Annotated in this window: 13 protein-coding genes; 6 read left to right on the top strand and 7 right to left on the bottom strand. The window is 60.3% G+C overall.

Annotated features, from left to right (window positions below; translation table 11 throughout):
• The first annotated feature begins 13 nt into the window (after nucleotides 1–13).
• From ACR9ZQ_RS28755 to ACR9ZQ_RS28775, 5 genes are all read left to right on the top strand, one after another.
• The gene (locus tag ACR9ZQ_RS28755) at nucleotides 14–766 is read left to right on the top strand and encodes an N-acyl amino acid synthase FeeM domain-containing protein (protein WP_481429172.1); all 753 of its coding nucleotides are present in this window, start codon (nucleotides 14–16) and stop codon (nucleotides 764–766) included.
• A gap of 265 nt (nucleotides 767–1,031) precedes the next feature.
• Nucleotides 1,032–1,256: an aa3-type cytochrome c oxidase subunit IV gene (locus ACR9ZQ_RS28760; RefSeq protein WP_007817412.1), complete on the top strand. Its 225-nt coding sequence runs from the start codon at nucleotides 1,032–1,034 to the stop codon at nucleotides 1,254–1,256.
• 106 nt (nucleotides 1,257–1,362) lie between these two features.
• The gene (locus ACR9ZQ_RS28765; protein WP_481429173.1) at nucleotides 1,363–2,511 is read left to right on the top strand and encodes a Re/Si-specific NAD(P)(+) transhydrogenase subunit alpha; all 1,149 of its coding nucleotides are present in this window, start codon (nucleotides 1,363–1,365) and stop codon (nucleotides 2,509–2,511) included.
• Nucleotides 2,511–2,909 carry a proton-translocating transhydrogenase family protein gene (locus ACR9ZQ_RS28770; RefSeq protein WP_007817406.1) on the top strand — a complete coding sequence of 133 codons (399 nt, stop codon included), beginning with the start codon at nucleotides 2,511–2,513 and terminating at the stop codon, nucleotides 2,907–2,909. The genes ACR9ZQ_RS28765 and ACR9ZQ_RS28770 overlap by 1 nt, the downstream gene beginning before the upstream one ends.
• A gap of 7 nt (nucleotides 2,910–2,916) precedes the next feature.
• Nucleotides 2,917–4,311 carry an NAD(P)(+) transhydrogenase (Re/Si-specific) subunit beta gene (locus tag ACR9ZQ_RS28775; protein ID WP_481429174.1) on the top strand — a complete coding sequence of 465 codons (1,395 nt, stop codon included), beginning with the start codon at nucleotides 2,917–2,919 and terminating at the stop codon, nucleotides 4,309–4,311.
• Between the two features lie 43 nt (nucleotides 4,312–4,354).
• Here the strand turns inward: ACR9ZQ_RS28775 and ACR9ZQ_RS28780 are convergent, their stop codons facing one another.
• The 6 genes from ACR9ZQ_RS28780 to ACR9ZQ_RS28805 all read right to left on the bottom strand — a co-directional run bounded on the left by ACR9ZQ_RS28780 (nucleotide 4,355) and on the right by ACR9ZQ_RS28805 (nucleotide 10,885).
• Complete coding sequence (locus ACR9ZQ_RS28780; protein ID WP_481429175.1) at nucleotides 4,355–4,837, bottom strand: DUF992 domain-containing protein; 483 nt, start codon at nucleotides 4,835–4,837, stop codon at nucleotides 4,355–4,357.
• A gap of 62 nt (nucleotides 4,838–4,899) precedes the next feature.
• A complete protein-coding gene (locus ACR9ZQ_RS28785; protein WP_310383722.1) occupies nucleotides 4,900–6,543 on the bottom strand; it encodes a sensor histidine kinase in 1,644 nt (547 codons plus the stop codon).
• A 211-nt stretch (nucleotides 6,544–6,754) separates the two neighbouring features.
• A complete protein-coding gene (locus ACR9ZQ_RS28790; protein WP_310383720.1) occupies nucleotides 6,755–7,828 on the bottom strand; it encodes an NAD(P)/FAD-dependent oxidoreductase in 1,074 nt (357 codons plus the stop codon).
• Between the two features lie 25 nt (nucleotides 7,829–7,853).
• Nucleotides 7,854–8,720 (bottom strand): tetratricopeptide repeat protein, encoded by an 867-nt coding sequence (locus tag ACR9ZQ_RS28795; RefSeq protein ID WP_310383717.1) that lies wholly within the window; start codon nucleotides 8,718–8,720, stop codon nucleotides 7,854–7,856.
• 141 nt (nucleotides 8,721–8,861) lie between these two features.
• Complete coding sequence (gene rpsU / locus ACR9ZQ_RS28800; protein WP_003542939.1) at nucleotides 8,862–9,077, bottom strand: 30S ribosomal protein S21; 216 nt, start codon at nucleotides 9,075–9,077, stop codon at nucleotides 8,862–8,864.
• A gap of 179 nt (nucleotides 9,078–9,256) precedes the next feature.
• Nucleotides 9,257–10,885, bottom strand: coding sequence for an adenylate/guanylate cyclase domain-containing protein (locus ACR9ZQ_RS28805; RefSeq protein ID WP_481429176.1), 1,629 nt, complete (start codon nucleotides 10,883–10,885; stop codon nucleotides 9,257–9,259).
• 300 nt (nucleotides 10,886–11,185) lie between these two features.
• Here ACR9ZQ_RS28805 and ACR9ZQ_RS28810 point away from each other — a divergent pair, with 300 nt between their 5' ends.
• Complete coding sequence (locus tag ACR9ZQ_RS28810; protein WP_310383694.1) at nucleotides 11,186–13,357, top strand: CHASE2 domain-containing protein; 2,172 nt, start codon at nucleotides 11,186–11,188, stop codon at nucleotides 13,355–13,357.
• A gap of 4 nt (nucleotides 13,358–13,361) precedes the next feature.
• Here ACR9ZQ_RS28810 and ACR9ZQ_RS28815 read toward each other — a convergent pair whose 3' ends face one another.
• On the bottom strand, nucleotides 13,362–14,549 hold the full coding sequence (locus tag ACR9ZQ_RS28815) for a FecR family protein (protein WP_481429177.1): 1,188 nt from the start codon (nucleotides 14,547–14,549) through the stop codon (nucleotides 13,362–13,364).
• Nucleotides 14,550–14,723 lie beyond the last annotated feature (174 nt).

Raw genomic sequence — 14,723 nt, forward strand, 5'->3', positions numbered from 1 at the left:
GCGGATCAAGAGAATGTCAGACACACTTTTTACGCGTGGCGATTTCAGCAGGAAAATCCTGGAAATTCTGGATCATGTCGAATATCGCCGTGTCGAAAGCAGCGAAGACATGGAAGAGGTGGAGCGGTTGCGCTACAAGGCCTACAAGGCCCACGGCGCGCTGTCGCTTGCCCCGGAGGGTCTCTTAGATGATGTCGATTTCGACAGCTATGCCTATATCTTCGGTCTCTACTATTATGGTGAACTGGTCAGTACGATCCGAATTCACCATGTGACGCCGGAGCATCGTATCAGCCGGTCCGGAGAGGCCTTTCCCGAGGCGATGGATGAGCTTTTGGACGCCGGGCTGACCTTGATCGACCCGGCGCGTTTCGCGGCCGATCCGGAGATCACCGCCAACATGCCATGGGTTCCCTATCTGACGCTGAGACCCGCCATCGTTGCGGCAGCGTATTTCCGGGCTGACCGCGTTATTCAGTCCGTCCGGCCCCCGCATGCCGCCTTCTACAAGCGGGTCTTCTACGCCGATACCATTGTGCCTGGCCGACTGGCGAAGAGTTACGGGGTTGACGTGACGCTGATGGCGACGAATGTGGTCGAGGTCGGGCGCAAGCTGTTGACGCGTTACCCCTTCTTCATCTCCGGCGCCAGCGAGCAGCGCATGATGTTTTCGCGCAATCCGAACGACACGTTGCCGCCGCTCACCATCATTCCGACGGCGCGTTTCGTGCCGCCAGGAGAACTCGGCACTGACCTGCCGCTGTGATTTCCCTTTCTTCGCGGTAGAGAGTTGATGTCCGTGAGGGCAGATGAGGGGTTGGGTGGCAGGCGAAGACCGTATCTGTCGCCCACTCCCCACACGATCGTTCAGGTCTTCTTCCTCGCTCTGATGAGGTCGTTGCGGAGTGTCCCTGCGGCATTCTCATGCATTGCGCTTTCGCCCGTCATTGTGTAATCCCTGCGGGTGGGGATTTGCCTCGCCGAGGCGAGGGAATCAGGCAGCGCTAAGGCATTTCAGGGAGACGATATTCATGGCCGAACATCATACCGGACCGGTCGAGACCGGCGCGCCGATGGACTACAAGGAACATGAAAAGACCTACAACATGTTCATTGCCGGCACGAAATACGGCTCGATGCTTCTGATCGCCCTGATGCTTGCCATGGCTGCCGGTTTCTTCGGCGGCGCCGGTTTCCTCGGCGGCATCCTCGTCTTCCTCATCATCCTCGTTGCCGGCATCTTCCTGCTCCGCTAAGCGCGGCCTGCGGGAAGACACGGTCTTCCGAACTTTGTGATGTAGATGCTTGGCCCGTGCAGGCAAGCAGCCTGCCACGGCCCAGCTGACCCGGAGGAGGGGGCAGTTGGCCAATATCGTTTTCGTAGCAAAGGAAATCACGGGCGATGAGACGCGCGTTGCCGCGTCTGTCGAAACCGTGAAAAAGATAAAGTCGCTCGGCTTCGATGTCATCGTCGAAGCGGGCGCAGGGGCACTTTCTCGCATTCCGGATTGTGAGTTCGAGGCCGTGGGCGCCGCAATCGGCACGTTCGCAGATGCCGCGTCCGCCGATGTGATCCTCAAGGTCCGCCGGCCGAGCGAAAGCGAAATTTCCGGCTATAAGACGGGTGCCGTCGTCATTGCCATCATGGATCCCTATGGCAATGACGAGGCAGTCGCCGCGATGGCCCGCGCCGGTCTTTCCACCTTCGCGATGGAGCTGATGCCGCGCATCACCCGTGCGCAGTCCATGGATGTGCTTTCGTCGCAGGCCAATCTTGCAGGCTATCAGGCGGTCATCGAGGCAGCCGTCGTCTATGATCGCGCCATGCCGATGATGATGACGGCAGCGGGTACTATTCCTGCCGCCAAGGTTTTCGTCATGGGTGCGGGCGTTGCCGGCCTCCAGGCGATTGCGACGGCGCGCCGTCTCGGTGCCGCCGTTTCGGCAACCGATGTTCGCCCCGCAGCGAAGGAACAGGTTGCTTCGCTCGGCGCGAAGTTCATCGCCGTCGAGGATGACGAGTTCAAGGCGGCGGAAACGGCCGGCGGCTATGCCAAGGAAATGTCGGCCGACTATCAGGCGAAGCAGGCTGCGCTCGTGACCGAGCACATCGCCAAGCAGGACATCGTCATTACCACGGCTCTCATTCCCGGCCGTCCGGCGCCGCGGCTCGTCTCGCGCACCATGCTGGCCTCGATGAAGCCGGGGGCGGTTGCTGTCGATCTCGCAGTCGAGCGGGGCGGCAATATTGAAGGTGTGGTTCCCGGGCAGGTCGCCGATGTCGAAGGTGTGAAGGTGATCGGCTTTCCGAACATGGCGGGCCGTGTGGCGGCCAGCGCCTCAGCGCTTTACGCCAAGAACCTCGTCACCTTCCTGGAGACGATGGTGAGCAAGGAAACGAAATCGGTCGTGCTCAACCTCGAGGACGAGCTCATTAGGGCGACGATTCTGACCTATGCGGGGGATGTCGTGCATCCGGCATTCGGCGGCGCCAAGAAGGGGGATAACTGATGGCCAGTGAAGCAATGGACAAGGCTCTGGAGCAACTCGACCAGGCCGTCACCGCGGTCATCACCGCTGCTGCCCAGGCGCCTGAAGCGGCAAGTGCCGCCACCGGCGGTGCAATCGATCCCTTCGTCTTCCAGTTCGCGATCTTCGTGCTGTCGATCTTCGTCGGCTACTACGTCGTCTGGTCGGTAACGCCGGCGCTACATACGCCGTTGATGGCCGTTACCAACGCGATCTCCTCGGTCATTGTCGTTGGTGCGCTGCTCGCCGTCGGCATTTCGACAAGTGGTCTTGCGACCGGCTTCGGTTTCGTGGCGCTCGTGCTCGTCTCCGTGAATATCTTCGGCGGCTTCCTCGTCACGCAGCGCATGCTGGCGATGTACCGCAAGAAGGACAAGTGAGGGGCCGATGACCAATCTTGCAGCCTTCCTCTATCTCGTCTCCGGCGTTCTCTTCATCCTTGCGTTGCGCGGGCTCTCGCATCCGGCGACTAGCCGCAAGGGCAATCTCTACGGCATGATCGGCATGGGGATTGCCATCCTCACGACGCTGGTGCTGGCGACGCCTGACTTCGGCGGCTTCGTGCTCATCATTCTCGGTCTTGCCATCGGCGGCAGCGCCGGCGCCTATATTGCCCGCACCATTGCCATGACCTCGATGCCGCAGCTCGTTGCCGGCTTCCATTCGCTGGTTGGTCTTGCCGCGGTTCTGGTCGCGGCATCGGCGCTCTATACGCCTGATGCCTTCGGTATCGGCGAGATTGGCCAGATCCATACGGAAGCACGCATCGAAATGGCGATCGGTGTGGCGATCGGCGCGCTGACCTTCACCGGCTCGATCATCGCCTTCCTGAAGCTCGATGGACGTATGTCCGGCAAGCCGATCCTTTTGCCCTTCCGCCACCTGATCAACATCGCCCTCGCTGTCCTGATCGTGCTCTTCATCATCAGTCTGGCGGTTACTGAGAGCCACCTGGATTTCTGGGCGGTCGTTGCGCTCTCGCTGTTACTCGGCATCCTGCTGATCGTGCCGATCGGCGGCGCAGACATGCCTGTCGTCGTGTCGATGCTGAATTCCTATTCGGGTTGGGCTGCCGCCGGCATCGGCTTCACGCTCGGCAATCTGGCGCTTATCATTACCGGTGCGCTGGTCGGCTCATCGGGTGCGATCCTGTCCTACATCATGTGCAAGGGCATGAACCGCTCTTTCCTTTCCGTCATCCTCGGCGGTTTCGGCGGCGAGATGGCAGGCGGCGCTGCGGATACGTCGGAGAAGATCGTCAAGCTCGGCTCGGCCGAGGATGCGGCCTACCTGATGGCGAATGCCTCCAAGGTCATCATCGTGCCGGGCTACGGCATGGCGGTGGCGCAGGCACAACATGCGTTGCGCGAACTCGCCGACAATCTCAAGAAGAACGGCGTGGAAGTAAAGTATGCGATTCATCCGGTCGCCGGCCGCATGCCGGGTCATATGAACGTGCTGCTTGCCGAGGCCAATGTGTCCTATGACGAAGTCTTCGAGCTTGAGGACATCAACTCGGAATTCGCCCAGGCCGATGTCGCCTATGTCATTGGCGCCAATGACGTCACCAACCCGGCGGCGCGCGACGACAAGTCCTCGCCGATCTACGGCATGCCGATCCTTGACGTCGACAAGGCCAAAACCTGCCTCTTCGTCAAGCGTTCGCTCGGCTCGGGTTACGCCGGCATCGACAACACGCTGTTCTACAAGGACGGCACGATGATGCTGCTCGGGGACGCCAAGAAGGTGACCGAAGAGATCAACAAGGCAATCGCCCACTAACCGAAAAGCCCGCTTCGGCAGGCTTTTCTTTTATCGGTGCACTTCAGATCTCGCCCGGCACCAGCGTCATCTTCTCGACACCGATGGCGAGATTGAGACCTTCTTGCGCCTGCAGGTTCAGCGGCTGCAGCATGAAAGCCTTGTCGGTGCCACCGGCAATGACTTTGGCACCTCCACCGGCGCCGAGGCTGGCATCTGCGCCGATGCCGTAATATTCGCCGGCGAGTGCGAAATCAGGAATGTTGATGCCGGTCTTGGCGAGCACCTGCCAGATCATCACGCTCTTGCCGGTCTGGCCGATATCGATGCCGAATTTCTCGATCTTGCCGGCATAGACCGCCTTAGGGCCACCGGAAGCCGGCGTATAGGTGCAAATCAGGTTTTTCTCAGAAGTGACGATCAGTCCCTGGCCGCCATCCGATCCGCAGACGAGCCGGCCAAGCGACATATAGTCGGCTGCCGCGGCCGAACTGGCCCAAGTTGCAGCCGAAACGATTGCCGCGGCAATCATGGTTTGCTTGAACATGGTCCTTCTCCTTTTGAATGACCTGTTCGAAACGGGCGATTGCAGTGATTGTTCCGCTTGCGCTACTCGCGCTCCATCGTCCCACGCTGGGCTGTGAGGGTCCAGACGAGACCTTCCGGGCGGAAGTCGACATCGACCTTGCCCCGGAAAGCGGAGGCGGCATGCGCCTTGATGACGGTGGTGCCGAAACCGGTGCGCGACGGCGGGCTGACGGGCGGGCCACCGCTTTCAGTCCAGGTGAAACGCAACATGTTGTCCTCTGCTGGCTGCCATTCGAAGCGCACACGGCCCTGTGGTACGGAGAGCGCTCCGTACTTCACCGAATTGGTGGCGAGTTCATGCAGCGCCAGGCCGAGATTCTGCACGGCATCGGGCTTGAGGATGAAATCCATGCCCTCGATTTTCACCTGCTCGCGAGCCTGTGGAAAGGCCTGGAGATGAATATCGATGACGCGATGCAGCGAGACGCCGGACCATTGCTCGCCCGTCAGAAGCTCGATCGAGCGCACGAGTCCCTCAAGGCGGTGAGCGACGGCCAGCCGGAATGTCTCGACGCTGTCGGCCTGCTTGGAGAGCTGGCGCATCATTGCGAGAACAAGCGTCAGCAGGTTCTTGGTGCGATGAACCAGCTCATGCATGACGAAGCGCAGCCGGTCTTCGCTCTGGCTACGGTCGAAAGAGGCGTTGGAAAGCGCAATCGCCACCTGGTTGGCCTCGATGACACTGGTTTCGACGGGAGAGACGATATGGCCTTCGCCGAGCCGGTTCGCCATGTCTGCTATTTCGCGGATCGTCGAGCGGACCTGCCGGGCAACGGCATAGGTGGCAAGTACGGCAACGAGCAGCAGCACGAGGCCGCCGATCAACAGGAAGCGCCAGGTGCTGAGGATCGGTGCCTGGGCGGTGGCGATCGGCCCCCATACCACGGTCTTCCAGGACCAACCGGGAATTTGCGCATAGCCCAACAGGGCATGTGGGAGGATATCGCTGTCTTCGAAAACGCCGCTGGATGCGACGAGCGAAGGCAGGATGCGCGGGTCGAAGGGTTCGCCAGGCTGCAGATTGGCAGGGCCGCGGCTCGCCACGACATGACCACCCTGATCGATGACCGCCGCCGACCAGCCGGAGGCAAGGCCCTCTGTCGTGACGAGCTTTGCAAGATCGGTGGCATTCTGGGTGATGATCAATGCGGCGACAGGATCCTCGTCACGCGGCAGGGTGACGTTATAGACCCACATGCCGCTCGTCGCGCCCATGAAGACGTCGGAGGCTTCGATCCGGCCGGACTTCATCGCGGCTTCCAAAGCCGCGATGTTCGTCGTCTTGCCGAGTGGCGTGCCGAAGGCGCGACGAGTATTCAGAAATTGCTGCCCGGCCCTGTCGACGGCGATCACATAGAGCGTATCGCCGCGCAGCGCTGTTTCCGTGCGATTGTAGAAAGACTCATAGTCGCCGCTCTCCAGCTCCGGCGAGGAGGACAGCAGCCGAAGCGTCGTTGCCATATCCTGAAGCTGGCGGTCGATGGTGCGTGAGAGGGCGAGCGCATCCTGCGCGGTTTCGCGCTTGAGCGTAGACCGCTGATTGTCTTCCAGCTGCATGAGAAGAAGAGCAACGAAGGCAAAGATCGGCAGCGCAATCGCCACGGCCATGGCGATAAGATATGTTCCGATGGAAGCTTTCGGAAAAAGACGTACGGCGAACCTCATCGATACCGCCCCCGAACTGCCGGGACTGGATGCTGGGGAAGCTCGGTTTCGCAGAGTCTAACGAAAGCAAGAATCCGCATCGCTCGCAAACGCCCCTTACATTTCGTACCGCCCAATAGCCCGCTATCAAAGCGGGATCATGTTAGGGGGCGGGGCATTTGGTTGCAACCTACTAAAATAGTCAGGTGCAAAATCGTCAATTTTTTATGGACTATTCTGCGTCGGTGAAGCGCTGCAACCGGAAGGGCATGAGGCTTTCGTCACTCTTGCCTGACAGAAGCTCGTCGGCAGCAAGAAGGCCCGCAAGCGGAGCAAGCGTGACACCGGAGTGCATGACCGTGACATAGAGACCCGGCAGGCCCGCATTGCCGATGATGGGAAAACCATCAGCCGGTGTCGGGCGATAGCCGACTGTGAAAAAATCGAACTTCAGATCGGCATTGTCTATGATCATCGCTTTCACGCGTGCGAAGAGTTCCGCTGCACTTGCCTGATGATCTTCACCGGGATCGCCGCCACCGAAATCCGAGCCGGCGATGATACGGCCTTCCGCCGTCTGGCGCATATGCAGCTGCGGTGTCATGACGAGGCCGTTCAACCGCTTCGAGACAGGACGGGAGTGCACGATCAGGCCGGCCGGTGCGGACAGCGGCAATGTGATCCCCGCTGAGGCGGCGATCGGAACTGAGCCTGCACCTGCGGCCAGCACGACATGATCGGCTTCGAACATGCCTTCCGACGTGACAAGCCCGACGATTCGTCCGGCACTCTGCAACAGACCGTTGACCGTGGCATGAACGAATGTCGCGCCATGTGCCTCGGCATCAGCAAGCATCAAACGTGCGGCGGCAACAGGCTCCGCCGCACCTTCTTCTGCGATATAGAGGGCGAAATCCGGATATTCGCCAAGGCCGGGTTCGAGCAGCGCGCTTTCTTCCCGGTTCAGCCGGCTGATACCGTAGCCCCAGCGGCCATGTTCATCGGCATAGGCTTCGAGAGCTGCCGCCGGCCTATCCCAGCAGAGACCGCCGCACCAGGCGAGCGGCAGGCCGGGCAGTTCCCGTGCCAGTCGCTTCCATTCGGCCATCGCCCGACGGCGAAAATGGAAATAGAATTCGGGATTGCCCCAGCTCGCATTGATCCAGGCAAAAGAGCAGGGTGTCGCCACGCCGCCGAGTTCTTCGCCAACGACGGTGACTGCTGCACCCTTGTGTGTGAGATGCCAGGCAATCGAGGCACCGATGATGCCGGCGCCGACGACGATCACATGCGGTTTCGCTGTCATCGTCGCCACCTCTTTCCGTTATCCGTCAACCGGTGGTGCCGCCGACGCGGGCAAGTCCATCCCGGGCCGGCTGGTATTTCGGATCGAGGCCGACAGCGTGGCGGTAGGAGCGGATTGCCTTGTCCTTCTCACCACGGCGCTCATAGACGAGAGCCTGGTTTGCCCAGGATTCGGCGAGGTTGCCGTTGAGCTCGATCGCGTGGTTGAAGTCGGCGAATGCGTTGTCGTTGTCATTCAGCGCGATATAGGAAATGCCGCGGCCGTTATAGGGCTCGGGTGAATTCGGCGACAGCGAGATCGCCTTGGAGAAGTCGTCGATCGCCTTGTCCTGCTGATTACGCTTCTGATAGATCAGACCGCGATTGTGATAGGCGCGACCATCGGTCGTGCCGAGCTGAATCGCTTTTGAGAAATCATTGAAAGCCTGATCGTCCTGGCCGGCCATGCGGTAGACATTGCCGCGACCGATATAGGCGACGTCATAGCTCGGATTGATCTGCAGGGCGGCATTGTAATCGGCGATCGCCTGGGCCTGTTGGCCCATGTTGCGGTAGACCAGCGCACGGTTGGCATAGGCCTGGAAGAAGCGCGGGTTGATCTGCAGCGCGGTGTTGAAGTCGTCAAGCGCTTTGCGGAATTCGCCGCCGCGACCATAGGCGGAGCCGCGAACATTGTAGCCTTCCGGATCGCGCGGATTGGCGTTGATGACGCCGGTCAGCGAAGCGATGTTTTCCTGCGAGCCCTGTGCCTTGTCGATGCGGATCACGGCATCCGAGGTGTTGGTCGTTTCACAACCGGCAAGGCCGAGCGCGGCGGCAAGCGCCAGCGAGACAAGCATGACCGATTTCTGCGAACGCAAAGAGCGGGACGGATTGAAGGTTATGACAGCCATTCGGGCTCGCTTTCCCCATGCATCATATCCGGACAAACGGATATGCAATCTTCAGCGGCAAAAAATTAAAAAGGCGGCGGCGACACTGATCGCCCCCGCCACACATGCACCTGAAAACGTCGAAAAAACGACGGCACCGCCTCAGCGTGCTGCAACCAGACCTTCGCGCTGAGCGCGCTTGCGGGCCAGCTTGCGAACACGACGAACAGCCTCAGCCTTCTCGCGAGCACGCTTCTGCGACGGCTTTTCGTAGTAGTCGCGCATCTTCATTTCGCGAAAAATACCTTCGCGCTGCATCTTCTTCTTGAGAGCGCGGAGAGCCTGGTCAACATTGTTATCGCGGACAAGTACCTGCACGAGAATCACGTTCCTTTGGTTTGGTTAATGCCGAAAGGCGGCGCAGCGCCTGGGGCAAAAAAATAACGTTCGCGCGGCCGCGGCCTTGCGATTGGTGTTGCGAAATATCAGATCGACGGAATGAAGTCCAGAAGGGATATGCGATCGGGCGGAAAAATCCCGCCCATGCCTGTACGGAGCTAGGAGCGTGCCTTCTCGGGTTTCGTTTCGTCCAGAGCTGCGATCGCTTCCTTCAGCGCGGCGATAACACGGGAGCGATCCGCTGGCTCAAGCCGAGCCGTGTCCAGATGCAGGTCCAGTCCGGCCAGATGTTCGCTGAGAACGCGGCTCTTGTGATCGGCGCCGAGCATCAGTCCGTCCACGGCGTAGGGTACGATCTCCCGCTGGATGCCCTTCATGGTAATCGGCGGCAAAGGATGGGCATCAACAATATCTTTCACCAGCGCATAGGTTTCGTAGCTGATGACGACCTCCCCACCCTGGGCGATCGATTGCAGGCGTGCGGCGAGGTTCGCTTCGGCACCGATGATCGTATAGTCCATGCGGTCACTGCTGCCGAAATTGCCGACGTTGCAATAGCCGCTATTAATTCCCATGCGCACCACGAAGGGCTCTTCCGTGCCGTTCCGGCGCCATCTCTCTTTCAGTTCGCCGAGCCGGCGTTGCATGTCGACTGCCATGCGCAGACAAGCCTTGGCATCTTCTTCTGCTCCCTTGGTTTCCGGATCGCCGAAGAAGACCAGCATGGCATCGCCTATGAACTTGTCCACCGTGCCGCCATGTTTGAGCGCAATCGTGGACATTTCGGTCAAATATTCGTTCAGCATTTCCGTCAGTGCTTCCGGCTGCAGACGCTCGGTCGTGGCGGTGAAATCCTTGATGTCGGAGAAGAAGATCGTCAGGCGCTTTCGCTCGGTATGGACGACCACATCCTTCTGGCCGCTGAAGATGCTCTTGTAGATCTGCGGCGAGAGATAGCGGGAAATCTTTAGGGAAACGCTGGCGAGGAATTCGTTAGCCGCTTCAAGATCGCGGTTGGCACTGTGGATGACGCGTGTCTGCTGGCGCTGCAGAACAATGAAGCTGATGCCGATGATGGCGACGAAGAAGAAATAGCAGAGCAGATATTTGAAGGCGAGAACGTTGCTCGCATAGGGCTGGCGGATGATGACTTCCTGAATGCCGCGCACATCGCCTACCTTCCAATCCTTCTTCGGGCTTTCAGGATGAGTGTTGTGACAGGCGACGCAAGCCTGGCCCATGATCACAGGCGTGATAAGCCGCAGTGTATCTGTAAATCCGACGCGGGTGAGGTCGGTCAGCGTTTGGCTGGAGTTGGCGCGCAAGGATGCGAGTGATGCCGTTTCGAAATGGTCGAGATCGTGAGGCGCGCGATTCTTGAAGGGCAGGTCGGAGAGGAAGCGATAGGTGATGTTGGCCTGCTGCTCCTTGATGACGTCGCCGAGTTCCAGCGAAAGCGTGGCGGGCAGCGGAATGGCGCCTGGAATATTGGCATAGTTGTGTGAGACGACCGTGCCGCTGACATCGCCCGCCTGATGGGCGGCGAGCACTCTGCCGACGACATTCGCTGAATAATAGGAGCGTATGCTGGTGACGAGCGAACTCATGTCCCGCGCCTGCCGGCGCAGCGCACTTTCGGAGAGGTCGCTGATATCAAGCCAGACGGCAAGGGGCAGCCCCGCCAGCATCGCCAGCACGACGGCGATCAGCCAATAGCCGCTTCTGCGGGCGGCAGAGGCCGAGTTTTCCGCAGTTCTTGCCGTGGTCTCTCCTTGCGGATCTGCCATGGCTCATCCCTTCGACAATGATCGAATTGTTAAATCCCCTGAAGGAGAAAAACATTTCGTCGCATGCGCGGCAAGGCCGAAGCTGGAAAGTCTGGCCGCAACGGTTGGCCAAATCTGGAAGTAATTGCTTATTGTGTTGCTGTTACACCGGAGCGAAAATGCTTGGGCGGAACCGACAGCCATATTTCACACGGTTTTTCAGCTTCTGAGCATGAACGAATAGTCTTTGGCATCAAACAAGCGTAGCCTGCCGGCGGACAGGAAGGCTTTGGTGCGCTTGTAAGGGACTTCGACGGAAGCATGACGCGTTTGCAGCAGATCGGTGTCCTGATCGGCCTCGTCATCGTGGCTGCGCTCACGATGTTCCGGGCAAGCGATCCGCCGGTGCTCAGGCAGGTTCGCGACGTTACCTTCGACGAATATCAGCGCCTTGTGCCGCGCAGCTTTGAGGCCATGCCCGTCAGAGTTGTCGATATCGACGAGGCTTCCCTGCGGGAGTTCGGCCAGTGGCCTTGGCCCCGCGACAGGCTGGCAATGCTGGTCCGGCGTCTCTCGGATATGGGAGCGGCGGCCATCGCCTTCGACGTCATCTTTGCCGAGCCCGACCGGATGTCGCCGCGTAATGTCATCCAGGAGGTGGAGGGCGTCGATCCATCGCTTGCGGCGCAATTGCCTGACAATGACGAGATATTCGCGCAATCGATCGAAGGAAAGCCAGTCGTTCTCGGCTTCGGGCTTTCCAACGAAGGCAATTACAAGCCGCCGGTAAAAGCCGGCTTTGCCTTTATCGGCGAGAGTCCGCTGTCGGCACCTCCGCATCTTGGTGCTTCGACACCGCTCCGGCCGGGGCTGGAGGCGAATGCCGCAGGGCTTGGCCATGTCAGTCTCAATCCCCGCAGCTCGTCATCGGTGGTCCGCGCAGTGCCACTGTTCCTTAGCGACGGAGAGCAGTTTTATCCCAATCTTGCGATCGAAGCGTTGCGGGTCGCGCAGGGTGCCTCGACCTATGTGCTGGCCGGCGCACCCGACCGGGCAGGGATCATCACCTCTGCGAAGATCGGCGATTTCATCGTTCCGCTGACGGCTGCCGGAGAGATCTGGCTTTATGTGACGCCGAACCGGGCAGAGCGCTATATCTCGGCCGGAAAAGTCCTTGCTGCCGGTGGCGTGGCCCCTGATGTCGCTGCCCAAGTCGAAGGTAGCATCATCTTCATCGGCACCTCGGCTGTCGGGCTGCAGGACATTCGCGCCACCGCTCTCGGAGAAAATGTGCCGGGTGTTTCGCTGCAGGCACAGACTGTCGAGCAGATCCTTTCGGGCCGCTACTTGTCACGGCCGGACTGGGCCGACGGGCTGGAGATCCTGTCTATCGCCGTAGTTGGCTTCCTGCTCGTCATCATAACGACCTTCGTCAGTCCGGCAGTGGCGCTGGTCTGTGGCCTGGCGATCACCGCGATGGCGCTTGCCGCTTCGTGGCTGTGCTTTCTTTATGCCGGTCTGCTGTTCGATCCGCTGGCGCCTATTATCAGCGGCTCCATCACGCATTTCGCGGCGACATCGTTCCGCATCCTCGTCATCGACAGGGAGCGGCGGGAGGTGCGGCGCGCCTTCGGCCATTACCTCTCGCCTTCGCTGCTCCACAGGATCGAGCATACGCCCGATGCGCTGAAGCTTGGCGGGGACGAGCGCGAGCTCACCATGATGTTCGTCGATGTGCGCAATTTCACCGAGATCAGCGAAAGGCTGACGCCGACCGCCGTCGTCCAGTTTCTCAATACGCTGCTCGATGCGCTGAGCCGTCATGTTGTCGGGAACGAGGGAACGCTCGACAAATTCATCGGCGATTCCATCATGGCATTCTGGAATGCGCCGGTCGATGTTTCGGATCATGCGGCAAAGGCGCTGCGGGCGGCGCTCGCCATGCGGGAGACCCTAGCTGAGCTCAATGCCCATGACGCCTTCGGTTTCGGCAGCGCTCAGCAGGTGAGGATCGGCATCGGCATCCATACCGGTCTCGCCTGTGTCGGCAACATGGGCGCGAAAACACGCTTCAACTATTCGGCGGTGGGCGACGCGGTGAATGTCGCGGCGCGCATCGAATCCTGCTGCAAGGACGTCGGCTTCGATATCCTGATCTCCGACACCACGGCACGGGCGCAAAGCGGGGCGGCGCTCTTGGAGGCAGGAGCCATTCCGCTCAAAGGAAAGAGCAGCCGAACGCAGATCTTTGCCGTGGTCGGCGATGAGAAGGTCGCTGCCTCGCCGGAATTCGGCGCGCTGCATCTCGTCCATGAGGAGGTAATGGGCGCCTTGCGCGAGCGTTCGAGGAACAGCCGCAAGCTGATCGGTGCGGCAAAACTCGCCGGGGTACAGGTTCTGGCCGGCCTCACGGAATTCTATCAGCGGATATCGGCCAGGAACGATCATTTTCGGGAGGATATCGGCCTGCCGGAACAGCAGGCCGTCGAATAGTCAGTCAGCGGTTGCGGTTCCAGTCCCGGTTTCCGTTTCCGCCCCAGCCTCGATTTCGGTTCTGATCCCGATCGTGGCTACGGTCACGATCCCGATCTCTTCCCGCGCTCTGGTCGTTGCCGGCAGTCTGGTTTTCGCCTCCGCTTCTTTCCTGCGTGCTCGGTCTGTCCTGATGGCTGCGGTCCTGGTGGTTGTCTGCCCTTTCCGTGCGGCTCGGCCTGTCAGGTGCGTCGTGCCGGTCGGGGCGACCGAACCCTTCGTGCCGGTCCGGCCTTCCATGATCGCCATGGTGGTCGTCTCTATCGTGCTTGTCCCTCCAGCCATGCCCGTCGTGTTTGTCATGCCAGTCGCGCTCCGGCTTATCATGGTGGGGCCTGTCATGATGCGGCTTGTCGTAATGCGGTTTTTCTGGCCGCTGCGTCGGCGGAGCATCCTGCTTCTGTGGTTGCTGCTGGGGCTGTGGATCCGGATCTCGCGGTCGGGGTGTCTGGCGAAGCCGGTCTTTGCGCTCAGGGTCGACCGAGGCCATCCGGCAGCCGCCAAGTAGACCGAGGCCGCCCGTTAAACTCTGATTGCCAGAGAGGAAGGGAAGGGCGCGCTGGTTGCCCAGCCTCTGCAGCACGCTGCGGTTGACAGGCTGAGCATCCGTCATGGTGCCGTTCGGCCGCGCAATGACGCAATCGCAACGCTGCTGCAATTGCCGGCAGCCGCCAGGACCGCAAAAGGTCGCCGCGCCATTCAGCAGCACCACGGCAGTCGTACCGTCGGGGCCGACGTAGAAATCGAAAGCAGTGCCGCGCACGCCGATCGTGCCCGCCGGCGTCTGGATTTGGTAAGCCGAGGATTTCGAATTGCCGCTGACCCAGCGAAACGTACCCTTGGCCGCCTTGATGGAGAGGCGTTTGACTGAATCGGTATCGTCGTAGACATATTTATCGATGACAACGGACGAGCCCCAGCCGACGGCAAGCTTGGTGCCGTCGCGGAAGATGAACTGGCCGAGCCCCGATTGGGAGGTGCGGATACGCTCGTTGCGGTGGACTTCGTCATTGACGATGATCGGCCCGCCCTGTCCCGTCACTTCGGTTTTGATGAGAGTTGCCTGGCCGACGGGTTCAGCGGCGAACGCCGGCCACGCGCCTGACAGCGCGAAGCAGATGCCCGCGATCCATATGCTACGCCAACCCAACATCGTACACCCCACATAAGGGGATACTAACATTTCCAGCGGGCCCGTTCTGCCTGCCCTGTTGGGTGAGAAAAGGGTTATGTCGCATTTGCGAAGGCCGATCGCCGCCAAGCGGCGCGATGCAGCCGTCGCCGTGTCAAAACAAAAGCTCTTTCACGTCGCAAAAGAACCGTTGTG

It is taken from the genome of Rhizobium sp. KNZ14-9A (genome assembly GCF_056755015.1).

Excerpts from the sequence above, each read along its gene's own strand:
- ACR9ZQ_RS28790 (WP_310383720.1), bottom strand. The coding sequence starts at position 7,828 with ATGACAGCGAAACCGCATGTGATCGTCGTCGGCGCCGGCATCATCGGT.
- ACR9ZQ_RS28810 (WP_310383694.1), top strand. The coding sequence starts at position 11,186 with ATGACGCGTTTGCAGCAGATCGGTGTCCTGATCGGCCTCGTCATCGTG.
- ACR9ZQ_RS28795 (WP_310383717.1), bottom strand. The coding sequence starts at position 8,720 with ATGGCTGTCATAACCTTCAATCCGTCCCGCTCTTTGCGTTCGCAGAAA.
- ACR9ZQ_RS28775 (WP_481429174.1), top strand. The coding sequence starts at position 2,917 with ATGACCAATCTTGCAGCCTTCCTCTATCTCGTCTCCGGCGTTCTCTTC.
- ACR9ZQ_RS28780 (WP_481429175.1), bottom strand. The coding sequence starts at position 4,837 with ATGTTCAAGCAAACCATGATTGCCGCGGCAATCGTTTCGGCTGCAACT.
- ACR9ZQ_RS28805 (WP_481429176.1), bottom strand. The coding sequence starts at position 10,885 with ATGGCAGATCCGCAAGGAGAGACCACGGCAAGAACTGCGGAAAACTCG.
- ACR9ZQ_RS28785 (WP_310383722.1), bottom strand. The coding sequence starts at position 6,543 with ATGAGGTTCGCCGTACGTCTTTTTCCGAAAGCTTCCATCGGAACATAT.
- ACR9ZQ_RS28770 (WP_007817406.1), top strand. The coding sequence starts at position 2,511 with ATGGCCAGTGAAGCAATGGACAAGGCTCTGGAGCAACTCGACCAGGCC.
- ACR9ZQ_RS28760 (WP_007817412.1), top strand. The coding sequence starts at position 1,032 with ATGGCCGAACATCATACCGGACCGGTCGAGACCGGCGCGCCGATGGAC.
- ACR9ZQ_RS28755 (WP_481429172.1), top strand. The coding sequence starts at position 14 with ATGTCAGACACACTTTTTACGCGTGGCGATTTCAGCAGGAAAATCCTG.
- ACR9ZQ_RS28815 (WP_481429177.1), bottom strand. The coding sequence starts at position 14,549 with ATGTTGGGTTGGCGTAGCATATGGATCGCGGGCATCTGCTTCGCGCTG.